This window comes from Ochrobactrum sp. 19YEA23 (assembly GCF_029909865.1).
Lineage (GTDB): Bacteria > Pseudomonadota > Alphaproteobacteria > Rhizobiales > Rhizobiaceae > Brucella > Brucella gambitense.
Map to the genome: position 1 here is coordinate 1 of NZ_JASAMQ010000017.1, position 22,997 is coordinate 22,997.

Sequence of the window (22,997 nt, forward strand, 5' to 3'; positions counted from 1 at the left end):
ATTGGATGCTTCGTCATATGACTACTCCTAGTGTTACCACTAGGACTGGCAGTCAGCAGGCCGTCATCGCAAGACGGCCTTCACCGTGGGCTTACCTATTACCAGTCATAATGTGAACAGTAGTCCTATCACTTATTTAAGTGGCAGAAACTGTCCGGGCAATTAGGGGGCTATTCCAGGAGATTGCCATGCGCCGTCACGAATTGAGCGACGAAGAATGGCGGTCATCGCGCCACTTCTGCCGACCAACACCCGTGGGATTGAACGCGTCGATGTTCGTCGAGTGATAAACCGCATCCTTTGGCGGTTTCGGACCGGTTCATCGTGGCGGGATTTGCCCGAACGATACGGCCCGCGCACAACGCTATACGATCGGTTCTCCCGCTGGCGTAAAGCAGGTGTCTGGGATCGCCTTCTTGACGCGGTTTCAAAGCGTTACCACGGAGTTATCGTGATGATCGATTCATCCTGCGTTCGCGTTCACCAGCATGGTGCCAATGCTAAGAAGGGGGCCTGCCGATCCTTGCATGGGACGTTCGCGTGTTGGCCTGACGACGAAAATCCATGCTCTCGTTGATGCAGATGGCCGACCGGTTAAGCTGGAACTCACGGCAGGTCAGGCTGCGGATGCGCCTATGGCTGAAAAGCTGCCCAGTGATCTGCAGCACGGCACAACGATCCTGGCCGATAAGGCATATGATACCGACGCAATTCGCAACTTCGCCATGCAACGCAAATGCTGGGCGAACATTCCTGCAAAAGCCAATCGCAAACAGACCTTCAGCTTTAGCCGTTGGGTCTATCGTCAGCGTAATCTCGTCGAGCGGTTCTTCAATCGTATCAAACAGATGCGCGGCTTGGCCACTCGATATGATCGACGCGCTGACAACTACCTTGTCGAGCTCAAGCTCGCTGCGACAAGGATATGGATTGCATCAGCTAATGGGGGTCCGCTTCCTAGTGCAACATCGCTGCGATCACGCAAGTTTGCCAAATAAGACAACTGAAATTAAGATCGGATGCAGCGCCGGTAATCGCATGCTACAAACACCAAGCTCGAAATCCGTCCGTATGAAAGTTGAAACTGCACAATCAAACATTTGAAACTCGCCCCCCGCTTATTCCGGTCCATGCAATAATGCCGCTCTCGACAGCGATTTCTGCGAAGCCCTAAAGAAGCAGTCTCAGCCCCAATCCTGATGTCAGATGATTATCTCGGCCTTCCATTGAACTATCAACGAGATTTGCATGATGCGACGCCTATGCGCCAGGTACGCGGTGTTGATCCTACCGCAGAAATAACGTCTTTCGACTTACGAGATCAATCGACCCGCGCCGATCGTTTGCCTTTGTGTTTCGGATCAAATACTATGATGGCGGCCCCTGTGAGCACCACCAGAACCATTCCCGCGATCGCCAATGCATCTGGTACGGTACGGAAAAAGAGAGCACCGGCGAATATCGCCCAGAGGGCTACCAGGTAGTACAGAGGAGCAACGACAGCTATCGGACCTGATTTATAGGCACTGTAGAGCAGATAATGGCCGCTGAACAAAAAGAATCCCGAGCCGGACAGAAGACTGACCTGTTTTAGGCTTGGCACGACGGTGCGTTCGATTATCAGATGCATTGCCGCAGTACCGATCAAGACGATAATGCTAGCGCCGAGTGCGACGACGAGCCCTGCGATTCTAACCGGGACCATCCGGCCCACGATATCGCGGACGCCACCTAGAAATGCAGTGCCAATTGCGAGAAGCGCGTATGACGACAAGCCCTCGCCTGTCGGGTGGGCGATCATGACAGCTCCAGTAAAACCAAGCAAAATGCATACCATGGGAGCGGCACCTAGTCGCTCTTTGAATGCAATTCTCGCCCCCAAGAGGACGACAAGCGGTGTTATCTGGAGTATCGCAATTACATTCGCGATTGGCAGGTTCACCAGCGCATCAATGTAACAAATTACTGCGGCCAGCTCCAAGGCGTTACGCGTCAGAACCCACCTATCAATGAGGCCAGGTATCGCGCGCACCTGCCCTGTTACAAAGACCAGCAGCACCCCACACGCAGTGGCGAATACGCCTCGTAAAGCCAGGGTCTCATATAAGGGAAGTCCCGCGGTGGCAAGCTTCATCGTCGTGTCGCTTGCGACGTAACAACCAGTTGCGCCGACCATAGCTAACGGGCCGGCGTAAAATCTATCTAATGCGGACAAACTTTCACCTGTCGTTTTCTTCGACCGCATTTGCAGCCAACTGATCCTCGGCGCGATGGCACTTTATCGATATCGCGGGCTTCGGGAGAAAGAACTATGTCCGCGCGGCCCATGATCACCAAGGAGCTGACCAATCTCTTCTGGAGCGACTTTTGGTTTTTTCCATGCATCACCGATCGAGAGGACCGGGTACCTTTTGAACGCACCGCGGGCTGCCATCGACAATCACTCCGTTCTCAGTGTACGGGATCAACAGGAGCGATCTCTACACCTGCCGCCTCGATGGTTTCTCCCGCTGCTAGGCACAAGTCCTCACGGAAGCGGGCTGCCACCAACTGGACCCCGACTGGAATACGACCCACGAAGCCCGTTGTCATACTCAAGGCCGGCAAGCCCATGAATGGAATTCCTACCTGCGGCATCTGGGCATGCCAAACGCGCTCGAGCTCAGACTGGCTTTCTAGATCAAGATTGTCCTTGAAGGGCAGCTCACCCGATACAGGCATAAGAACGACGGTATATTTTTCTAGGAAAGCAAACCAAGTCCGAATTATCTCGTCACGACGTATCAAAGTCCCTGAAAGATCGAACGGATAGACCCTCTCCCGCATGCCAACCAGGCATGCGAGCGCACCTGGATCGCCCTCGCGCTCAGCAGCCTCCAACTGGGCTTCATAGCAATCGCCCAACCAAAGGCGTGCTTGCAGGGCGGCGGGCTCTCGCAGAGGAGGCGTATCGCGCACCTCCTCGACAATCCATCCCGCGCGACTGAGGTGATCCGCGGCTCTAAGTACCGCAGAGACCACTTCAGGCTTCGGATTAAGACCGTCCGGGTCAACACTAAGCGCAACGCGTTTCGGACGCGCCGGGCCTTCGAGCGGCACAGGGGCATACCAGGGATCGTAAGGGCACGGCACCGACATCGCTTCCAGCCCCAGACGCAGGTCCGCGATTGTCCTTGCGAGAGGTCCGGAGACTGCCCCAATCTGGCCGCCGATCGTCCGACCGCCAAACGATGGATTGAAATGCGGCACCCGACCGAGACTAGGCCTTAGACCGTGCACGCCGCATGCGTAAGCAGGGTATCGTATCGAACCCGCTATATCGCTGCCGTGAGCAATTTGGCCAATCCCCGCGGCGACGGCGGCCCCTGCCCCTCCCGAAGACCCCCCAGGTGTGATGTCTGGATCGTGGGGATTCTTGGTGTCTCCGTGAAGAAGGTTCGTGCTGAACCACCGATAGGAAACTGCCGAACAGTTCGTACGGCCAAGCAGAATAGCGCCGCTCTTTCTCAGGTTGGCAATGGCAGGATTATCTGCTGGCGCGAGATTGCCCCGCTGAAGCCGCATGCCGTCGCTCGTGGCATAACCCTCCTGATCCGCGCCGATCTTCGTCGTCACCGGAACGCCCGCGAGAGTACCTAACTGGTCACCCCGAGCGATAGCGTCATCTATCGCCTCTGCCTGTTTCATCACGTCGTCAGGACGGTGATCCACCACTGCGTTAATCATCGGGTTGACGGCATGAAGCCGGTCAAGGGACGCTTCTGCGGACTCTTTCGCTGAAATTTGCTTCGTCTTGATCAGTTTGGCTAACTCAGTTGCCGACAAACGCCAAAGATCCTGCATGGGATACTCCGCTCAACTGGCTGGGATACGACGAGGCGCGTTGGATCGCTGACTTCAAAGCGCTCGGACTCACGTCCTTGCCCCGAACCGAACCCGATCAAAACCCGCAGAATCCGCAACGAATATTTAAAATGTCTCGAAATCCCGAGCTATCTTCGAATCGTGCCTTGGTATAACGCTCCTTAGAGCAATGTTGACATCGCATGGCCTGGGCCAGACGATCGAAGACGAGCTGCCAGCGAGGCTGACTGTTTTAAAAACAGCGAGTGCCTCGCGTTCTTTAATTGGCCGAACACCATTCGCGACTATCAGCTCTGCAATGATCGAAGAAGCCGGCGTTCCCAATTGCCGGCGCCAAGATCGAGAGGCATTGTCGATCGTTGCGCGTTTCTCGCCGGCGGCGTAGAATCGTATCTCGATCGTGGATCCGTACCAGACAAGGTCGCCGTCGACTCTCATCTTGGCTGGCCGATTGTGGAGGACAAGCATGCCGTCGACGGTCGGTTCGAAATCACCCCAGGTAGGAGGCGTTCGGACTTGCAGCGGCCCGTATGATACGGTCCGCCAATCTCGCCTGAGCCGTTGTCGCAGCGCGCGCGACCCTTTACGCCCACTGCTGACCACGTATCCTGTGCCGTAAGCGACGAGCGCCACAGGCAACAGGGAAACTGCGGCCACTTTAATCAGGGACGTGCGAATAGCTTGCCTCCGCGCTTGGAAAGAACGTCGATGTATACAGCGAGCATAAGGACGATACCACTCGTGATGTTTTGATAGGCAGTGGGAACGTTCAAGAGTGAAAGACCATTGCCCAAGCTCTGCATTAGCAGTGCACCCAACAGTACGCCGGACACCTTGCCGGTTCCGCCGTAGAGGCTCGCCCCGCCGATAACCACAGCTGCAATGGCATTCAGCTCTAGAAACAAACCTGACTCAGGTGGTGCGGACCCCAATCGGCCTACAAACATCAGAGTTGCGATGCCCGTCAAAACTCCGATCAGAATAAAGGAGGTCACCAGGTGCTTGGTAATCGGAATGCCTGCGGACTTCGCGGCAGCACGATTACCACCGACCGCGTAGACATGACGGCCCCAGACCGTGTTGCTGAGCATCCACGAGAGGACACCGGCAGCTGCGAGCGTAATAAATACAGGCATCGGAAGACCGCGATAGGAAATCGTTGCCCAGGCAAGCAAGACGACGCTAGCGAAGCCAAGCATAACACGAACTATCACACTCCGCGGATGATCACTTTTCTTGATTGAGCGGAGCGGCCACAGGGATACCAACGCTGCTATAGCGATGAACGCCCAAAGAGCAGGGCCGGTTACGAAAGCGTCCCCGAAGAAGCGGATATCGTCCGAGATGCCGGAAATCGTTCTGCCGCCAGACAGGGCGAGGGCCAAGCCGCGAAGCAACATAAGTGAGCCAAGTGTCGCCACGAAAGAAGGCAGGCCGAGTTTGGCGATCCAAGCGCTGTTCCAAAGGCCAACTGCCACGCCCATTGCAAGCGCGGCACAGATCGTTACCCAAGGGGCGACCGTACCACTTGCCTCAATCATGGCGACGATCGTCACACAGAGACTCATGAATGAACCGACGGAAAGATCGATCTCGCCCTGAGCGATTACGACCAGCATACCAAGAGCGACAATGGCGGTGATCGCGGTCTGGCGCATCAAATTGCTGAGATTTCGATCACTGACGAACACACCGTCGGTCAGCACGGAAAAGACCAGCCAGACAAGAGCGATGGCAACGAGCAAGCCAGCGGCCGAACGCAGGATCGATATGACGGAATTGGCACGGCTTGGGGTTGAGGCTTTCACCCCTGGAGAGGTGATTATAACCGTGTCACCTTTCAGATTAGCTACATTCGTTTTCATTGCTGTTCCACCATTTTCTCAATTACAGTACCGCCGGCCAGAGCCAGAAGCTCATGACGGTTTGTGTCTCTAGTGTTCAGGAGTGTGACGATCTTGCCGTCGCGCAGCACAAGAATGCGGTCCGAGAGCTCCAGAGCCTCATCCTCTTCCATCGTGGCGTAAAGCACGGCCGTCCCGGCTGCTGCGACGTTCCTGATAAGGCGATATACATCCTGCTTCGCGCCAAGATCGATGCCACGTGTTGGCTCGTCCAGAAGAACGAGCCGCGGCTCGTTGATCAGCGCTCTCGCGAGCAATACTTTCTGCTGGTTGCCGCCGCTTAGATTGCTGATCGGCTGGTCCGGACCCTGCGTGCGAATTGCGAGGTCGCAGATGAATGACCGACAGAGTTCCTTTGACTGCTCGTGATTGACGATTGAACCTTTGCGGGGAGCTCCCTTGTGCCATCCAAGCATCATGTTTTCGACAACGGAAAGATGCGGAACCAGACCGTCTTTCTGGCGCTCCGCGGACACGTAGGCAATGCCCTGAGAAATCGAGTCACGTGGATTCCGTGGCCTAAAATCGCTCCCTGCTAGCTCCACAGATCCGCTCGTGAGCTCCGGCATCAAGCCGTAGAGAGATTCGACAAACTCCGTTTTACCTGCGCCAAGAGGGCCATAAACCGCAATGATTTCTCCTACTTGGACGTCGAGGCTAATCGGACCGACATCGCGCGGTGATTCCAATGCGCGCGCGCGGTGCCAATCGCGGAGCCGAACGGCAGCTTTCCCCTGGATAGCACGGCCATTCTCGTTGGCACGCTCGGATTCTGCCAATGCACCACCGAGCATCGCCCGAACGATGGCCCCCTGATCGAGTTCTGAACGAGCGGCCTCAAGCGCTACGCGACCGTCCCGTAGTATTACGACGCGATCACACACTTTAAGGATCTCGTCCGTACGATGGGATATAAAGATTATACCCGCGCCCTGTGATGCGAGTTCGCGCATCCGGTCCAAGAGAAGACCGATCTCGTCAGCGCCGAGCGCCGAAGTCGATTCGTCGAACACAAATACGCGGCTGCCGCTGGCGATCGCGCGAGCAATCTCAACTTGCTCCATCAGCGCGACGCCACCCTGCCCCGCGAGCGGTCGCCTGGTGTCAATGTCGAGACCCAGCCTCCGCATGGCGGCATCGGCTCTGGAATAAAGCTCTTTCCAGTCGATAACGCCAAAGCGGGACGGCTCGATCGTGAGCATTACGTTTTCGCCAATCGTGAGATGAGGTACGACTGCGCCTTCCTGGTGAACGAGCGCTACGCCCGCCGAGTGCGCGTCACGCGCATCCGCAAAAGCCGCCAGCTTGCCGTCACAAGTGACGGTGCCGCGATAAGCGCCGCAAGGTATTTCTCCCACGATGACTTTCGCGAGAGTGCTTTTGCCCGCGCCGTTGGCACCCATCAATCCGACGACCTCACCGGCGGCGACATTAAAGCTGACATTATTCAAAGCACGGGTGGCACCGAACTCGACGGTAATGCCGTCGAGTTTTAACAACTCGGCGGCACCCTGCTTGCTGGAGGAGGCAAGCGCTACAGACATTTCCACCACTCCCGCTCCTACTCGACCTTCAGGCCAATATCTTCCGGTTTCAACCAGTCAGTGACTTTCAGGAACTCGGGCAGTGTCTCGCGGTTGACGACACGCGACTGAATTCGCATGCCGGGGATTTTCTTTCCGCCGACATCTATTGTGTCATTGCTCTGAGGCTTCTGCCTTTTGATGAGTGCGTCCGCTGCTTCTGCTGCCACGCGACCCATTTGGATCAGATCCGTCCAGGCGCTCATGGCCATGTCGCCCTTGACGATCGAGCGAGCGCCTTCAGGCCAAACGTCTTCACCACAGATCCAGACTTTTCCGTTGAGCCCCTCTTCAGTCAGCGCCTTGAGAGCTCCAAGCGCGAGGCCTTCCTCATTCGCAACGACAGCCTGGATGTCGTTATTGTTCTTGGTGAGAGCGTCTTCCATCTGCTTGAGAGCCGACTCGGGACGCCAGTTGTCATGCCACTGGTGAGAAACAATTTTGATTTCGCCAGAGTCGATATAGGGCTTAAGAATACGAAGCGCACCTTCGGTCTTCTGACGGGCGACGTCGATGCCTTCCGGGCCGCTGACGATCGCCCAGTTGCCTTTCCTGGCTTCCTTGAGAGCTTGTTTAGCCTGAAGCTCACCCACCAGATAATTGTCGCGGCCAGCCCAATAATCGATGGCGGCGGACGGTATGACGTAGTTGTAGGAGATAATGGGGATATCCGGCGAGTCGTTCTTTACACGCTCGACGATTTTGGCACCGGACTCCACGTTGACCGGGATGATGATGAGAGCCTGAATACCCTGCGAGAGCATCGCGTCGATCTGCGAATCTTGCGTGGCGACGTCTTCGTTTGCGCCCTGGATAATGTAACGCAGCCCAAGTTCTTTTGCGCGCATCTCAAAGTAGTGGCGATCGTGCGGCCAACGGAAAGCGTCGAAGCTTGGAAAGCTGAACCCGACCAGGGGGCCATCTGCCGCACGGACGGAAAGCGCGCCGGCTCCCAACGTAGCCGTGGCAGCACCATACGCCGCCGCCGTCTTCATAAAGCCACGACGAGAAATGCGGCCCTCGGCCAGCATTTTAGCTAGTGAAAATAAATCACTCATGAAAACCTCCGGAGATAAACCTGCTGACTAGCGGCGAACCGTTCGCGGTCTTCTTCCCTAATCAGTCGTTCCCATCAGTCTGTCTTTGCAGCTGATTTATATAGAACATCCTATATAAAAAAAATTGTCAAGGATTAGGGCCGGATTTTAGTGCTTATTTAGAGTACAATTTCGTAAGTTCACTTTTTGTGCGAGGCACAAAACGCTACGAACAGGTTTAAAGAGACGGGTTGGTGAGAGGGAGCCTTAGCCGGGCTCGACCATGCTCCGTTGCGTTGACTTCCCAGTTAATCGCAGTGTGTCGCGAAGCAACCGCGATATCGCGGTAGTAGCTTGCAATCATATTGGTCGCGTACGCGCCCCGCGCACCAATCAAATCCCAGACGACCTCCGACGCCCGCCTTGCCAGCTGGCCTGCATAGGCGGAATTTGATCGATAATTGGAACGCTCTACAGCTGAGTAGCTGAAGTCGGCGGCCGCGAATTCCATGATCTCGCGGCAGTCTGCTCGAATAAGCATCTCAGCCGCCTGAAGGGAAGCAGACACCTCGCCTACCCGCATCTGATGGGTTGGATAACTTGCGGTATCTTCACTTGTTCGCAGAGCCTTCCGGCCTCTTGATTGCAGGAGAAAGTTCTCAAACATCGCCTCGGCCATCCCAATAAGACAGGCCGCCGGCAAAATCCCGCTGATCATGTGGAGAGGAGGTCGATAAACCGCGCCCCGATTTACGGTCTTTCCCGGGAAGTCGCCTCCCTTCATGTTTTGGATTGGAAGGCTGAGATGTTCGGGAATGAAAAGATCTTCTACTTTTACGTCATGGCTGCCGGAACCATGGAGACCGATTGGGTCCCAGGTATCCAGAATAGTCAGTGACGACGTAGGAACCAGGAAGTAACGCTCCTCGTCCGGGGCGGCTTCCTGCTCGACCATGCCTGAAAGAATGCACCAGTCCGAAGGCTCAACACCGCTGACAAAAGGCCATTGACCCTTCAGCTCGTATCCACCATCGACGCGGCGCCCCTTCCCTAGCCTTGGCACCAAAATGCCGCTGACAAGACATGTCGGGTCCTCCCATACCTCTCTTTGCGCTTCGATCGGCCACCGAGCAATCATGTAATTATGGAACAAGTACTGGGCGAGACACCACGCCGTCGATGGGCAACCGCTTGCAACAGGAATCAGTATGTCGACGAGATTTTCGAGAGGTGCTTCCGCGCCGCCAAAGCTCCCTGGCTGGAGCAGACGCGCGATCCCCGTTCGACGCAAGTCCTGGCTTGTTTCCGGAGGTAATGAGCGAAGCTTTTCAGTCTCTTCCGCACGCTCTCTCAAAACTGGAATCAGATTACGAGCCGCGTTTATCAAGGCCTGACTGTAGACGCGTTTACCCCTGAAGTCGTCCGGATAGATTATTGTCAACTACGCATACTCCTTGAGAAACAACCCCTAGCGCGAGCCTGGGCAGGCGACCCTTTTCACTCGCCGCTCACCAGGACAGGTCTCGAGGAGACTGACTCTCCAAGAGAGATGCCAAGGTCCTGACCGAGAAGGTCGAGAAGAATCCGCCGCGATCTCTCCGCAGGCATGTCCTGAGGATCTGCCACCATATGAGTGCACAATCCGATTGAAGCGCTGATGAATTTCACCGCGATGTCTTCGGGAGTGCGGACCGGGCGGAAATGCCTCTCAACCACCCCCGCCTCAACGAGCCGTACAATGACCTCCGCGTAAAGCCTGTGAACTTTCTGAACCTCGGTCTGCAAAACCCGGTCGAATGGCATCCGCCCGAACAAACTCAGCCAAAATCGCCACTCCGGCATACCGGGTGGCGATGGCTGGCTAACGAAATCCACGAGCGCCGTGAGCCGCTCCACAGCGTCGCCGCGACGATGCTCGAACTTGGTCAGAGCCTTCACAAACTGCAGCGTCGCGTCATTGATCGCATCAAGCGTGAGTGCCCGCTTGTTGCTAAAATAGTGAGTGACGACACCCGACGAGATACCAGCGACATCGCTGACCTCCCGGATTGTCAAGTCTCGCCAGCCATTCGTAGACAAGATGTGGATAACGGCATCCATCACCTGGCGCCGGCGGATCGCCTCCATCCCTAACTTCGGCATTGCAAACTCCTGTTCGAACGTTTGATTTAGTTTATCAGCAACGTTTGAGCGCAGCAACCGCGCTCTTCGGCGGCTTCCGACGATCCATAATGGGGTTGCGCTAGTTTTTAATATAACATATGTTCCATAAAAATCAGATTAAATGGGAGCATGATACGTGACTATTCAAAGCGCACTGAAGAATGAAACGCGACCGCAGATCGAGCGTGCCGGGACCGCAGACGAGCTTATCAAGCGGGCGCAAGAACTCGCGCCTGCATTGCGCGAACGGGCTGCCGAGACGATCTCGCTGCGACAGCCCCCCGAGGCGACGCGCCTGGACGTCAAGCGCACGGGTATCCATCGACTGTTTCAGCCTGCGCGTTTTGGCGGAGCTGACGCGCCGTTCCGGGCAGCTGTCGACGTCATGCGTCCTCTTGGTGAGGCTTGCGGCTCCTCGGCTTGGTCGATTGTCCAGAATATCTCGCATAACTCGATGATGTGCCGTTGGCCGGAGCAGGCGCAGGAGGACGTTTGGCTGGACGATCCCTCAGCCCTTCTTTCAGGGATTTTGATCCCAAACCTCGGCAAGGCGCGCCGCGTTGAGGGCGGGTACATACTTTCCGGTCGCTGGCCTTTCGTGAGCGGTGTAAGCCTCGCGGACTGGGCGATCTTCACCGCGTTTACTGAAGGCCCCAATGGCGAAGAAGAGGATCGCCACTTCCTCGTTCCCAAGAAGGATTATACGATCCTTGATACTTGGCACGCTGTTGGCCTGCGGGGATCTGCGAGCCATGATGTTACGCTGGAGGAAGTGTTTGTCCCGGAACACCGCACCACCACTGGTGAAACCATGCGCGCCCGCGCACCCCTGTTCGAAGGTGAAGCCATCAATATGCGCGCACCTTTGTACTGCATGTTTGGCGTGTACATCGGAGGCACGGCGCTTGGAATCGCAGAAGGCGCTGTCAATATTTACCTCGATCAGGCCCGTACGCGGATTTCGCGTGTCTCCGGTAAGGCTGTCATCGATTTCAGTACGCAACATGTAAAAGTTGCGGAGGCTCTGTCGTGTCTCCGGGCCGCCCGTCTCCTGATTTACGGTGCGTGTGAGCAGATGACGGATATCCTCGAATCTGACCGGCTCCCTACCGACGAAGAGCGAGCTCGCTGCCGTGCTGAGGCGACCTTTGCAGGCCAGCTTGCGACGCGCGCCGTCAACGTAGTGTGGGACGCTGCCGGCGGTGGTGCGATTTACGAACGTAACCCTCTGTCGCGTTACTTCACGGATATGAGCGCAGCAAACCGGCACATTACCCAGAATTGGGATGTCAGTGCGATTTCGCACGGCCGAACCGCGTTGGGACTGCCGCTGGATAACCCCACGCTTTAGTGGTCCGGCAGTCGTGCCGCTTTGCGGGCCTCACCACAAACACTTTCAGAAGGCTTCACCGCCATGACAACCACAGTTCTTACATCAACTGCAGCAAGCACTCCAGAACCCCTGCGCAATCAATATCTGGCAGCCATGAGCCGGGTACCGCTGAGCGTCGCGGTCGTCGTGGCGGGAGCCCCTGAGGAGCGTATTGCTCTAACGGTGGGTACCTTCATCTCTGTGTCGGCTGACCCACCCTTGGTGCTGGTTTCTGTTAAAGCCACCAGTCCCATCTGCAAGGCAGTATCCGCTCACAGCCGCTTTTCGATCAACATATTGTCGACTGAGCAGGTGGAACACTCCGAACGCTTTTCGGGCCGTCCGCGCACAGGACGTCCTTACGACCTCACCGCCGCCAGGTGGGCAGGAAAACCCGGAGAACTGCCTCGTTATCTCGAGGGTGTTGTCGCCGCCTTCGATTGCGAATTGGTTGAAACCCGTCCTATTGCGTCGCACGTCCTTCTCATAGGCAGCGTGGAAGAGATCGTCTCCGGTGAGGAGCAGCCGCTCGTATACTGGTCTCGGTCATACGGATCGCTCTCCCCCCTCAACAGCGCCGTCTAGACACCGATCGGCGCTTACTCCACCGCGACCTTTTAGAGCCGCCTGACACCCTCGCGAAGTGTCTCAGGCCAATCATTCATAAGGGGATATTCCATGAACGCTTCACCGCCTCTTGCACTTACCTCTCTGCCCTTCGACGCCGCCCTTCTTGATCGACTCCTCGATGAAGCCGGCATAGACGTCCTAATCGTTACCTCCAAGCACAACATCCAGTATCTGCTAGGTGGCTATCGCTTCTTCTTTTTCGACTACATGGACGCCGTCGCGTTGAGCCGATATCTCCCCGTCCTTGTCTACCAAAAAGGCAAGCCCGAAAACAGCGCGTACTTCGGCGCCGCGCTGGAAAACTTTGAGAAGCTTCTCGGCAAGTTCTGGACACCAGTTACGCAAACCGTCACGTGGACCAGCGTTGACGCAATGCAGCTCGCAGTCGACCACATCAGGAAGATCGGCGCATTATCTTCCATCATAGGCGTTGAAAAATCCTTCGTGCCGATGGACGGCGGCCAGCTGCTGTACGACAATGACTGTCGCGTTGTGGACGCGAATTTCGTCCTTGAACGGCTGCGGCTGATCAAGACACCGGAAGAACTCGCATTTCTCAAGGAAGCCTCTGAGCGCGTCGTCGAGTCCATGAAGGCTACTTTCGACTACTGCGCGCCGGGGATGACCAAGAATGACCTCGTGGCAAAAATCCGTCGTGAGGAAGTCAACCGTGACCTGAAGTTTGAATATTGCTGGCCCACCGCGGGAGCGGATCTAAACAGGTCGCCATCGAACCTGGTTTACAAGCAAGGCGATATATTGTCGCTGGATTCGGCAGGTAATTATCACGGCTACATCGGCGATTTGTGCCGCATGGGAATACTGGGCGAGCCAGATAGCGAGCTCGAGGATCTGCTCGGCCTCGTTTTGGAAATCCAGGACGTGGCCCGAAAGCCGATCCGAGCGGGAACGCGCGGCGGTGACATCTTCACGGTGCCTGAGGCAATAATCGAAAAGTCTCCTCACAAGCCTTACATGGAGTTTCTGGCTCATGGAATGGGTTTGGTCAGCCATGAGGGCCCGCGCCTCACTGGGACCGGTCCCGTTCCTTACGACGGTTATGATGAACACCGCCCGCTGCAAGCCGGCATGGTGGTATCCATTGAAACAGCCATCAAGCATCCCACGCGAGGGTACATCAAGCTCGAAGATACTGTTGTCGTTACGGAAACAGGCTGGGAAGGCTTTGGCGACGACCATCGTGGCTGGAACAGAGCCAACGCTGCGGGCGCGAAGTAGCGGCAAACGGTGCGCGCTGGCGTTGTTAGACCAGTTTATATCTGAGGAAACAGACCGTGACAGTATCTATTGCTTCGACCGAAATCCTGAAAGTACCCGAAGACGTTATCGAAGGATTCCGCGGCGCGCCGACCTCGGTCATATCGGACAATCTTCGGCGGCTTCCTGGGTGTGTCGGATTAAGACCGTTCCACAAGGGGCGTTACATGATCGGCACCGCGGTCACCGTGAAGACCCGTCCCGGCGACAATCTCGCGATTTTGAGAGCGTTGGAAATGGTTGGCGCTGGTGATGTGGTCGTCGTAGACGGCGGAGGAGACGAGTCGCGTGCCTTGATCGGCGAGATCATGAAGACGATCGCCGAATCTCGCGGCGTTGAAGGCTTCGTCATAGATGGAGCGATCAGGGATGTGGCAGCATTCGCCTTGTCTGATTTTCCCTGCTACGCCCGTTCCGTTATCCACCGAGGACCGTATAAAAGCGGTCCGGGCGAGATCAACGTGCCTGTATCGGCTGGAGGATCTGTGATCTTGCCGGGCGATATTGTCGCCGGCGACGAAGACGGGGTTGTCTCATTCCCACTGTCGGTCGCAACGGACCTGCTGAAGGCGGTGAAGGCTCAGATGGTACGCGAGGACGAGATGATCAAATCTATCCGCGAAGGCACCTATCAAGGCGCTTACGGGAAACCTTGAGCGAAAACAACAGGCAAAAGATTGGAGACAGGATGACCACACCTACCGTTGCGATATTCATGTCGAAAGCCGGCGTTGAAGAGGAGCTCGAAGCGCTGTTTCGTTCAGTTATTGCCACCACGTTGAAGGAGGAGGGTTGCATCAGCTATCAGCTAAACCGTGACCTTGACCAGCCGCGCCGCTTTGTATGGACAGAAGAATGGGAAAGCCGCGATCTTCTGGAGAAGCATGCGGCTAGCCCGCATATCCGGGCAATTCTTGAGAAAATCCCCGCACTCGTCGAAAGTGCTGAGGTATTTCCGCTGCGCAAGATTGACGGTGGTGCTGCTTAGAGCATTTTCGAGCCAAAAGTGCGAAGCGCCTACGCGGGGAAATCAGTCCACTGGACTGATTTCTGATCTTGGCTCTCGATGCGTAGGATAATACGTAAAAACAAATAGATAGAGCGGTCCCCAAAGGTTCCAATGACTCCGTTTTAACTGGAACCGCTCTAGACACTCGTTCTCTGACCGGATTGAGCCTGAGAACATGAAGCCCGGATCGCTAGCGACCCGGGCTTCATGACTTTTTGATGTACAAACGATAAGCACTTGAGGGAAGCTGGCTCGGCTCAATCGTAAACCCAGCCGGCAAATTCATCTTAGCGCTTCAGCCTGACTACCGTCTTGTGGGAGGGAGGTCGGTGCAGGTGCCTTCGGCGACCTCCGCCGCCATTCCGATTGTTTCTCCTAGGGTAGGATGCGGGTGGATCGTGCGGGCAATGTCAACTGCGTCCGCACCGAGTTCGATCGCCAAGCAAATCTCTCCGATCATGTCGCCGGCGTTGGGTCCGACAATTGCACCGCCGATAATCCTTCCGCTCTCCTTCGAGAAGATCAATTTCGTCATTCCGTGCTCTGCACCGTTGGCAATAGCTCGCCCCGAGGCAGCCCAAGGAAAACGAGATACTTTCACCTCTTGGCCGCTCGCCTTGGCGGTGTCTTCAGTGACACCCACCCATGCTATTTCGGGATCCAGATAGGCTACCGACGGGATCACCATCGCCTCGAAAGCCGTTTTGTGCCCGGCTGCCGCCTCGGCCGCGACGTGGCCTTCATGTACCGCTTTGTGCGCGAGCATCGGCTGCCCAACAATATCCCCTATTGCAAAAATGTGAGGAACGTTCGTCCGCATTTGCTTATCTACACTGATGAAGCCTCTTTCGTGAGTGACACCGGCTGCTTCCAAGCCAATTTGATCACCGTTGGGGCGTCGGCCAGCTGCCTGAAGCACGAGATCATATGATGCTGCTTCCTGCGATCCCCCGAAGCTTGCCGTAAGGCCGCCATCTGAAGCATGCACGGCATCGAGCCTGGTTGAGGTCATTATGCGATCGAAACGGTGGGCATTCTTCTTCTGCCACACCGATACGAGGTCTCTATCTACGCCGGTCAGAATAACATCCAGCTGTTCCACCACGTCAATACGCGAAGAGCCCAGTGCGCTGTAAACCGTCGCCATCTCGAGACCAATGATCCCGCCTCCGATTACAAGCATCCGCTCAGGGAACGCATCCAGCTTGAGGGCACCCGTCGAGTTGACGACGCGCGCATCTTCCGGAAGAAACGGCAGAGAAATCGGCGAGGAACCGGCTGCTATAATGCAGCTCCTGAAATCGACCCGTCGCAAATCGTTTCCGTCGGCGACCTCCAATTGGCGAGCGCCACCGAAACGAGCAGTCCCCGTGATACGCTCTACCTTGCGGATCTTGGCCATTTGAGCCAGTCCGTCGGTAAGTTTTTTGATAGTGGCGTTCTTGAAATTGCGAACTTTATCTAGGTTTATCAAAGGATCGGAGAATGAAACGCCGTGAGCTCCGATCCGATCCGCTTCCTCTTTGACCGCCGCAAGATGAAGCAGCGCCTTCGAGGGTATGCACCCTACGTTCAGGCAGACGCCGCCCAACGCATCATACCGCTCCACAAGGGCGACTTTAAGGCCCAGGTCAGCCGCGCGGAACGCCGCTGAGTAGCCACCCGGCCCGCCGCCAATAACGACCAGATCGTAGATCCCCTCCAACGGTGTATCAATCGTCGTCGCCATCGGGCTCGTCGCCTCCTCTTCCCCTCCATCTGCAGGCGACGGGTTTTCTTCTACCGAACTGGATGTCTCTAAAACCGCAAGCAGCGACCCTTTGCTTACTCTATCCCCGGGAGCGACCTTCACGCTTTTCAAGACGCCTGCCCAAGGGGATGGAATGTCCATCGTGGCTTTGTCACTTTCGACTGACGCTATCGGTTGCTCGACCTCTACGAGGTCTCCATCCTTGACAAAGATTTCCGCAACCAGAACGTCTTTGAAGTCACCCAAATCGGGAACAAGAATCTCTACAGTGGACATTGTGATACTTTCGAATTTGCGGGCGCGGGATTAAAGGAGGGCGCGTCGGAAGTCGCCCAGGAGGGAAGCCAGGTGGCCGAGGAAGCGGGCTGCGGCCACGCCATCGACAACCCTGTGGTCCCACGACAAGCTCATCGGCATGATCAGTCGGGGCTGGAATTCCTTGCCGTCCCATACGGCCTGCATCTGTGACCGGGCAGCTCCCAAGATAGCCACTTCCGGCGCGTTGATGATCGGAGTGAACCCCGTTCCACCGATGCCCCCGAGAGACGAAACAGAGAAGCACCCTCCCTCCATGTCGGACGGCAGGAGCTTGCCCTGCCTCGCCTTTTCCGACAGAGCGGACATCTCCGTCGCGATCTCGATCAAGCCTTTCTTGTCGCAGTCGCGTATCACCGGAACCATCAGTCCTTTGGGTGTATCGACCGCAAAGCCCACGTGGACGTACTGCTTCTGGATCAGTTGACTCCCCTCCAGCGAGGAATTGAACCGCGGATACGCTGCGAGCGTAAGAGCGGACGCCTTCAGCATGAACGCGACCATAGTCAGCTTCACCTGAGGCTGACGTTTCTCTCCATTGACCGCGAGCCGGAAAGCCTCGAGGTCTGTCACGTCTGCATTATCAAAGTTTGTAACGTGCGGGATATTCAGCCAGTTGCGGTGCAGGTTGGCACCTGAAATCTGCTGGATGCGCGAGAGCGGCAGACGTTCGATTTCACCGTACTTCGAAAAGTCGAACGACGGCATCGGTGGTATTCCCGAAGTCGACGTGTCACGAGTGTTCCGGGCAGCCGACGGGGCGCCCCCTGTTAGCTGCGCCTTGACATACAGCTGGACGTCCCCGCGGAGGATGCGTCCACTTGGACCCGTTGCTTTGACAGCGGACAGGTCGACGCCAAGCTGTCGGGCAAAAGCTCGAACGGAAGGAGTAGCATGGGAGTTCGTTGCGATGTCGGGAACCGCGGTGGCCGTGGTAGCCTTTTGCTGCTCAACTGGTATCGCAGCCGTGCGAGCGTCCGTATTTACAGTCGCAGCGGGTTCGGCCGTGGGCTCCGCTACGGACGATGATTGGGATACGGGAGCGGGACTTGGAGCACGAGAAGGAGCAGACGCCGTCTCTGCGACTGCTTCGATGATGATTACCGGGACGCCCTTCGAGACTTTCTTTCCAACCTCAACAAGCAGCTCGACGACCTTTCCGGCCACGGGGGACGGTACCTCGATCGTCGCCTTGTCGGACTCGAGAACGATTAACGACTGATCCGCCGCTACCGCGTCTCCGGGCTTAATCAGGACCTCCACGACGGGCACGTCCTTGTAGTCGCCGATATCCGGCAGTTCGACTGTATATTGAACGCCCATGGGCGCATCCTCCCTAAATGATTGGAGTGAGCGCGCGTAACTGCGCCCATCGGCATGTCACCATTTCGCACCCCGTAGGCGCGAAGTGTGGAACATCAGCGCAACCACGGAGCGGGTTGCTCGCCATCGAGATTGTATTTCTTGATCGCGTCAGTAACCTTCTTCCGATCGATCCCGCCTTCTGCGGCGAGCGAGGACAGGACGGCGACAACTATGTGCTGTCTGTCGACTTCGAAGAACGACCGCAGCGCCTGCCGAGTGTCACTCCGACCGAAGCCGTCAGTCCCCAGCGCCAGGAAACGCGCGGACACGTAAGATGCGATCAGCTGAGGATAAGCCCTTACATAATCAGTCGCCGCGACAATAGGAGCAGACCCCGCCAGCAGTGTCTCCACATGGCTTTTGCGCACAGGCGCCTCTGCATTGAAGATATTGTTTCGCTCACATTCACGCGCATCTCGCGCGAGCTCGCTGAAGCTTGTTGCACTGAAGACCTCGGCTTCGATGCCCCAATCCCGTTTCAAAACGTCCGCGGCTGCGACGACCTCTGGAAGAATTGCGCCTGATCCGACCAACCTGACAGCGGCGGCATCCTTGGGGCCGCTCAGACGATACATGCCTTTGACTATGCCGTCTTCAACATCCTTTGGTATCGAAGGCTGCGCGTAACTCTCGTTCATGGCGGTGATGTAGTAGAATTCGTCCTCACCATCCTGCAACATCCTCCGTGCGCCGTGATCGAGTATCACCGCCATCTCGTAGGCGTAAGCTGGGTCATATGCGCGGCAGTTCGGAACCATAGCGGCCATCAAGTGGCTGTTGCCATCCTGATGCTGAAGTCCCTCGCCTCCAAGGGTTGTCTTGCCTGCAGTGGCACCGATCAGGAAACCGCGAGCTCGCTGATCGGCTGCTGCCCAGATAAGATCCCCGATACGCTGGAACCCAAACATGGAATAGTAGATGTAGAACGGCAGCATTGCCTTGCCGTGAACGCTGTATGACGTAGCCGCAGCGACCCACGACGAGATCGCCCCAGCCTCTGTGATGCCTTCCTCAAGCAATTGACCGTCGACGGACTCCTTGTAGAAGAGCATCGAACCAGCATCTTCGGGCTCGTAAAGCTGCCCAACTGGTGAATAGATGCCGACCTGCCTGAAGAGATTGTCCATCCCGAACGTACGAGCTTCGTCAGCGACGATGGGTACAATCCGGGGGCCCAGTTCCTTGCTCTTCAGCAGGTTGCTGAAGAGACGGACTGCTGCCACTGTTGTCGACATTTCCTTGTTGTCGGCTCGTACCGCGAAGTCCGCGTAAGTCGCGAAGGCGGGAACTTCCGTTCGCTCGACCGACTTCTGGCGCTTAGGTAAATATCCACCGAGCGACTCGCGACGGGCTCGCAGGTAGGCGAGCTCGGCCGAGTCCTCGGCAGGCTTGAAGAATTCTAGGTCTTCGACCTGTTGATTGGTAAGAGGGAGATTGAACTTATCCCGAAAGGCGATCAGCGCATCGATGTCCAACTTTTTCGCTTGATGAGCGGTCATCCGGGATTCTCCCGCTCCACCCATGCCGTAGCCTTTCTTCGTCTTTGCAAGGATCACCGTCGGGCGCCCCTTAGTCTCCTTGGCGGCTTTGAATGCCGCGTAGAGCTTGCGGAAGTCGTGGCCCCCGCGCTTCAGCTGGTCGATGTCTTTGTCTGACATATGTGCAACCAGCTTCCGCACCTCGGGGTCTTCGTCGAAGAAATTCGCAAGGTTATAGGCGCCGTCTTTCGCGCCCAACGTCTGGTATTTACCGTCGACGGTCTCAGCAAAGCGCTTCAGAAGATTATGATTTTCGTCTCGGGCGAATATCGGATCCCATTCCGAACCCCAGAGAACCTTGATCACATTCCAGCCAGCGCCCTTAAAAAGGCTTTCCAGCTCTTGGATGATTTGCCCATTGCCGCGAACAGGGCCATCGAGGCGCTGCAGGTTGCAGTTGATGATAAAGGTCAAGTTATCCAGCTTTTCGCGGGCAGCGAGCGAGAGCGCGGCTATGGACTCGGGCTCATCCATTTCTCCATCGCCGAACACGCCCCAGACATGCTGTTTGTCGGTGTCATACAGCTTTCTGTCGCGGATGTAGCGCATGAAGCGAGCTTGATAGATGGCGCTGATCGGGCCGATACCCATCGAACCGGTGGGGAATTGCCAAAAATCGGGCATCAACCAGGGATGAGGATAGGAGCACAGGCCATCCCCCGTGATTTCCTGTCGATAGTGAGCCAGGTTCTCTTCGTTGAGACGACCTTCGAGGAACGCGCGTGCATAGACACCGGGGGCCGAGTGCGGCTGGAAGAATACGAGGTCACCCCCGTGGGCTTCACTCTTTGCCTGGAAGAAGTGATTGAAGCCGATTTCGAAGATTTCTGCTGCGGAAGCGTAGCTTGCGACGTGACCGCCCAGCTCGCCGTAAGCTCGGTTGGCGCGAACGACCATCGCGAGCGCATTCCATCGAATGATCGACGTAATACGCTCCTCCATCGCTAGATCGCCTGGGAAGGGAGGCTGCTTGCTCAGCTCAATCGAGTTTCTGTACGGCGAATATGGGAGGCTTTCCTCCACGACACCAAGCTGCTTCGCTCGACGATCGAGTGCATCCAGCAAGTAACGCGCGCGACGCCCGCCTTCCACCTTGTTTACCGCTTCGAGCGACTGCAGCCAATCCAGCGTCTCTACAGGATCACTGTCCGTTGGGTTAGCTGCGCTTGCTATCGTTTGACCGGAAATCTCGTCCATGGTTTATTCCTCCTGATTTAGAACGCTTGTACCATAAAGACAGGAGTGGTTTATGCTGATTATGGACGTTGCGGCGGTGAAATCGGCATATCGTGCTTCTAGATGCATGCGGAGCAGCAGAAATGGGGTGCTTTATGAAGATTGATAACTTTGATCGCAAGATACTCGCGGAACTTCAGAAATCGAGCAAGCTCACCAACGTTGAGCTCGCCTCACGCGTCGGATTGTCTCCGTCGCCTTGTCTCGCGCGCGTCAAAGCCCTCGAGGCGACCGGTATAATCAAAGGACATGTTGCCTTACTGGACTCGGAGAAGCTCGGCGGCACTATCAGTATTTTCATCCATGTGACGTTGGAGCGTCAGTCCGAGCAGGTATTAGGGCTGTTCGAGGCTACCGTCAGCCAGCTCCCGGAGGTCATGGAGTGCTATTTGATGTCAGGCGATGCCGACTATTTATTGAGGGTCGTCGCTCGGGATACCGTAGCGCTTAGAGACTTTATCCTGGACAAGCTCTCGAAGACCGCGGGTGTTGCGAACATCAGGTCGAGTTTCGCTCTAAAGCAGGTAAAGTACAACACCTCCCTCCCCATCGCCGAGTTGTGGCCCGCGACCGCCAAGTAACTGGGAGCTGCTATCGGACGCCGATCTTGATCAGGTGAACCGCACCGAATTTGCCGGAGGCCATTTGGTTTGCGTCATGCGGCCATAGCTGGTTCATCCAGCATGGCGTGGTATCGCTCTTCAGCCTCGGCTGGCGGCATGTTTCCGATTGGCTCCAGAAGTCGTCGGTGGTTGAACCAGTCGACCCATTTCAGAGTGGCGAATTCTACCACCTCTAAGTTCTTCCATGGCCCGCACCGATGAATGACTTCGGGCTTATGGAGACCGTTGATCGTTTCGGCGAGTGCATTGTCGTAACTGTCGCCGACGCTTCCGACAGAAGGCTTTATGCCAGCTTTCGCCAACCTCTCGGAGTAGCGGATAGACAACTATTGAACGCCCCTGACGCCCTCCTAAGAGTCAAGCCGCGATTTGGCGAATGATCGTTTCGCCGCATGGCGGCAGCCAGTCAATCCCGCAGTCGCCTTAAACTCTGCCTGAGATGTTGCCAATGCCCTGAAGGTATGGATTTTCCGAGGCCGCAAGGTAGCCCGTGAGAAACGTCACAAGTGTTCCGATTGGACTTGTCGGGGAGTCGTCCTCGGAGACGACCGCAATTTCGGTCATCGGGAGCGCAGGCCAATGGTCGGGTGCTTGTAGGGTCGTCATGCTTCCGCGAACGAATGTCGCGCCAAGCACGGTGATGCCAAGACCGCCCGCGACGGCTGCTTGTACGCCCATCAGGCTTGAGGCAGTGCAAACTGACATCCACTCCTGTCGAACCGAATCCAATGCGGTGATCATTATGTCCCGGTACGCGCAGGGAGCGCGCAGCATAACGAGCCGAGCCGGCTGAGAAAAGTCGACCTCGTAGTCGCTGCTCGCTGTCCAGACCAAAGGCTCCCGCCAGATCACGCGGCCCTTCTTTGCCCCGCCATCCTTTTTTGCAATGACAGCATCCAGTTGGCCATCTCGGTAGGCTGCGTGGAGCTCGCCGCTCAGTCCGGTCATCAGCTCGAGGTGGACGTCTGGATAGACGTGACTAAACCTGGACAACAATTGGGGCAGTTGGGAAGGAATGAAGTCTTCGCATATTCCCAGTCGCAAATTACCACTTGTTGTCGGTCGCATCAAATCGCGTACCACGGCATCGTTCAAATCGAGCAATCGTCGGGCTGAGGCTAGAAGGCGCTCCCCATTTCGGGTCAGTACCACGGCCTTCGCTGTTCGCTCGAACAGCTTCTGGCCAAGGGTCGCCTCCAAACGCGATATCCTCTGGCTGATTGCCGACTGTGAGCGGCCTACAAGCTCTGCTGCGGTGGTAAAGCTTCCTGAAAGAGCGACGGCGCTGAAAGAGCGAAGCAAATCGATTTCGAGGTCTGGAACGCGCATT

The 22,997-nt window shown here is 56.4% G+C and carries 17 protein-coding genes and 2 pseudogenes; 7 read left to right on the forward strand and 12 right to left on the reverse strand.

Annotated features, from left to right (window positions below; translation table 11 throughout):
* The first annotated feature begins 182 nt into the window (after positions 1-182).
* A pseudogene (locus QBD01_RS24565) lies at positions 183-998 on the forward strand (IS5 family transposase).
* 323 nt (positions 999-1,321) lie between these two features.
* On the opposite strand, the gene QBD01_RS24570 reads toward QBD01_RS24565, so the two are convergent.
* The 7 genes from QBD01_RS24570 to QBD01_RS24600 form a co-directional block, all read right to left on the reverse strand.
* Positions 1,322-2,245, reverse strand: a complete 924-nt coding sequence (locus QBD01_RS24570) for a DMT family transporter (RefSeq protein WP_210277384.1) — start codon at positions 2,243-2,245, stop codon at positions 1,322-1,324.
* Between the two features lie 206 nt (positions 2,246-2,451).
* Positions 2,452-3,843 (reverse strand): amidase family protein, encoded by a 1,392-nt coding sequence (locus tag QBD01_RS24575; protein WP_280994929.1) that lies wholly within the window; start codon positions 3,841-3,843, stop codon positions 2,452-2,454.
* A 683-nt stretch (positions 3,844-4,526) separates the two neighbouring features.
* The gene (locus QBD01_RS24580) at positions 4,527-5,729 is read right to left on the reverse strand and encodes a hypothetical protein (RefSeq protein WP_280994930.1); all 1,203 of its coding nucleotides are present in this window, start codon (positions 5,727-5,729) and stop codon (positions 4,527-4,529) included.
* Complete coding sequence (locus QBD01_RS24585; protein ID WP_280994931.1) at positions 5,726-7,312, reverse strand: sugar ABC transporter ATP-binding protein; 1,587 nt, start codon at positions 7,310-7,312, stop codon at positions 5,726-5,728. Before QBD01_RS24585 ends, QBD01_RS24580 begins: the two co-directional genes overlap by 4 nt.
* A gap of 17 nt (positions 7,313-7,329) precedes the next feature.
* Complete coding sequence (locus QBD01_RS24590; protein ID WP_280994932.1) at positions 7,330-8,409, reverse strand: substrate-binding domain-containing protein; 1,080 nt, start codon at positions 8,407-8,409, stop codon at positions 7,330-7,332.
* Between the two features lie 217 nt (positions 8,410-8,626).
* Positions 8,627-9,829 (reverse strand): acyl-CoA dehydrogenase, encoded by a 1,203-nt coding sequence (locus QBD01_RS24595; RefSeq protein ID WP_182522658.1) that lies wholly within the window; start codon positions 9,827-9,829, stop codon positions 8,627-8,629.
* A 56-nt stretch (positions 9,830-9,885) separates the two neighbouring features.
* Entirely contained in the window at positions 9,886-10,530 is a 645-nt protein-coding gene (locus QBD01_RS24600; RefSeq protein WP_182522659.1) for a TetR/AcrR family transcriptional regulator, read from the reverse strand.
* A 157-nt stretch (positions 10,531-10,687) separates the two neighbouring features.
* Here QBD01_RS24600 and QBD01_RS24605 point away from each other — a divergent pair, with 157 nt between their 5' ends.
* The 5 genes from QBD01_RS24605 to QBD01_RS24625 all read left to right on the forward strand — a co-directional run bounded on the left by QBD01_RS24605 (position 10,688) and on the right by QBD01_RS24625 (position 14,819).
* A complete protein-coding gene (locus QBD01_RS24605) occupies positions 10,688-11,902 on the forward strand; it encodes an acyl-CoA dehydrogenase family protein (protein ID WP_210277385.1) in 1,215 nt (404 codons plus the stop codon).
* Positions 11,903-11,965: 63 nt separating this feature from the next.
* Positions 11,966-12,508 carry a flavin reductase family protein gene (locus tag QBD01_RS24610; protein ID WP_280994933.1) on the forward strand — a complete coding sequence of 181 codons (543 nt, stop codon included), beginning with the start codon at positions 11,966-11,968 and terminating at the stop codon, positions 12,506-12,508.
* Positions 12,509-12,601: 93 nt separating this feature from the next.
* Positions 12,602-13,792 carry a Xaa-Pro peptidase family protein gene (locus tag QBD01_RS24615; RefSeq protein ID WP_182522661.1) on the forward strand — a complete coding sequence of 397 codons (1,191 nt, stop codon included), beginning with the start codon at positions 12,602-12,604 and terminating at the stop codon, positions 13,790-13,792.
* Positions 13,793-13,848: 56 nt separating this feature from the next.
* The gene (locus QBD01_RS24620) at positions 13,849-14,487 is read left to right on the forward strand and encodes an RraA family protein (protein WP_280994934.1); all 639 of its coding nucleotides are present in this window, start codon (positions 13,849-13,851) and stop codon (positions 14,485-14,487) included.
* A gap of 59 nt (positions 14,488-14,546) precedes the next feature.
* Positions 14,547-14,819 carry a putative quinol monooxygenase gene (locus tag QBD01_RS24625; protein ID WP_377515513.1) on the forward strand — a complete coding sequence of 91 codons (273 nt, stop codon included), beginning with the start codon at positions 14,547-14,549 and terminating at the stop codon, positions 14,817-14,819.
* A gap of 325 nt (positions 14,820-15,144) precedes the next feature.
* Here the strand turns inward: QBD01_RS24625 and lpdA are convergent, their stop codons facing one another.
* From lpdA to mdeB, 3 genes are all read right to left on the reverse strand, one after another.
* Positions 15,145-16,866, reverse strand: coding sequence for a dihydrolipoyl dehydrogenase (lpdA, locus tag QBD01_RS24630; RefSeq protein WP_280994935.1), 1,722 nt, complete (start codon positions 16,864-16,866; stop codon positions 15,145-15,147).
* Positions 16,867-16,896: 30 nt separating this feature from the next.
* A complete protein-coding gene (gene aceF / locus QBD01_RS24635; RefSeq protein WP_392391474.1) occupies positions 16,897-18,228 on the reverse strand; it encodes a dihydrolipoyllysine-residue acetyltransferase in 1,332 nt (443 codons plus the stop codon).
* 95 nt (positions 18,229-18,323) lie between these two features.
* Positions 18,324-21,005 carry an alpha-ketoglutarate dehydrogenase gene (gene mdeB / locus QBD01_RS24640; protein ID WP_182522666.1) on the reverse strand — a complete coding sequence of 894 codons (2,682 nt, stop codon included), beginning with the start codon at positions 21,003-21,005 and terminating at the stop codon, positions 18,324-18,326.
* A 134-nt stretch (positions 21,006-21,139) separates the two neighbouring features.
* Here mdeB and QBD01_RS24645 point away from each other — a divergent pair, with 134 nt between their 5' ends.
* Complete coding sequence (locus QBD01_RS24645; RefSeq protein ID WP_182522667.1) at positions 21,140-21,625, forward strand: Lrp/AsnC family transcriptional regulator; 486 nt, start codon at positions 21,140-21,142, stop codon at positions 21,623-21,625.
* 74 nt (positions 21,626-21,699) lie between these two features.
* On the opposite strand, the pseudogene QBD01_RS24650 reads toward QBD01_RS24645, so the two are convergent.
* Both QBD01_RS24650 and QBD01_RS24655 read right to left on the reverse strand, forming a co-directional pair.
* Positions 21,700-21,993: pseudogene (locus QBD01_RS24650) on the reverse strand (integrase core domain-containing protein); the annotation flags it as partial.
* Between the two features lie 97 nt (positions 21,994-22,090).
* On the reverse strand, positions 22,091-22,996 hold the full coding sequence (locus QBD01_RS24655) for a LysR substrate-binding domain-containing protein (protein WP_182522668.1): 906 nt from the start codon (positions 22,994-22,996) through the stop codon (positions 22,091-22,093).
* Between the last annotated feature and the right edge of the window lies 1 nt (position 22,997).

What these genes read in the sequence shown, in the direction of transcription:
- QBD01_RS24570 (WP_210277384.1), bottom strand. Translation starts at nt 2,245, where the DNA reads ATGCGGTCGAAGAAAACGACAGGTGAAAGTTTGTCCGCATTAGATAGA.
- QBD01_RS24575 (WP_280994929.1), bottom strand. Translation starts at nt 3,843, where the DNA reads ATGCAGGATCTTTGGCGTTTGTCGGCAACTGAGTTAGCCAAACTGATC.
- QBD01_RS24580 (WP_280994930.1), bottom strand. Translation starts at nt 5,729, where the DNA reads ATGAAAACGAATGTAGCTAATCTGAAAGGTGACACGGTTATAATCACC.
- QBD01_RS24585 (WP_280994931.1), bottom strand. Translation starts at nt 7,312, where the DNA reads ATGTCTGTAGCGCTTGCCTCCTCCAGCAAGCAGGGTGCCGCCGAGTTG.
- QBD01_RS24590 (WP_280994932.1), bottom strand. Translation starts at nt 8,409, where the DNA reads ATGAGTGATTTATTTTCACTAGCTAAAATGCTGGCCGAGGGCCGCATT.
- QBD01_RS24600 (WP_182522659.1), bottom strand. Translation starts at nt 10,530, where the DNA reads ATGCCGAAGTTAGGGATGGAGGCGATCCGCCGGCGCCAGGTGATGGAT.
- QBD01_RS24610 (WP_280994933.1), top strand. Translation starts at nt 11,966, where the DNA reads ATGACAACCACAGTTCTTACATCAACTGCAGCAAGCACTCCAGAACCC.
- QBD01_RS24615 (WP_182522661.1), top strand. Translation starts at nt 12,602, where the DNA reads ATGAACGCTTCACCGCCTCTTGCACTTACCTCTCTGCCCTTCGACGCC.
- QBD01_RS24625 (WP_377515513.1), top strand. Translation starts at nt 14,547, where the DNA reads ATGTCGAAAGCCGGCGTTGAAGAGGAGCTCGAAGCGCTGTTTCGTTCA.
- lpdA (WP_280994935.1), bottom strand. Translation starts at nt 16,866, where the DNA reads ATGTCCACTGTAGAGATTCTTGTTCCCGATTTGGGTGACTTCAAAGAC.
- aceF (WP_392391474.1), bottom strand. Translation starts at nt 18,228, where the DNA reads ATGGGCGTTCAATATACAGTCGAACTGCCGGATATCGGCGACTACAAG.
- mdeB (WP_182522666.1), bottom strand. Translation starts at nt 21,005, where the DNA reads ATGGACGAGATTTCCGGTCAAACGATAGCAAGCGCAGCTAACCCAACG.
- QBD01_RS24645 (WP_182522667.1), top strand. Translation starts at nt 21,140, where the DNA reads ATGAAGATTGATAACTTTGATCGCAAGATACTCGCGGAACTTCAGAAA.
- QBD01_RS24655 (WP_182522668.1), bottom strand. Translation starts at nt 22,996, where the DNA reads ATGCGCGTTCCAGACCTCGAAATCGATTTGCTTCGCTCTTTCAGCGCC.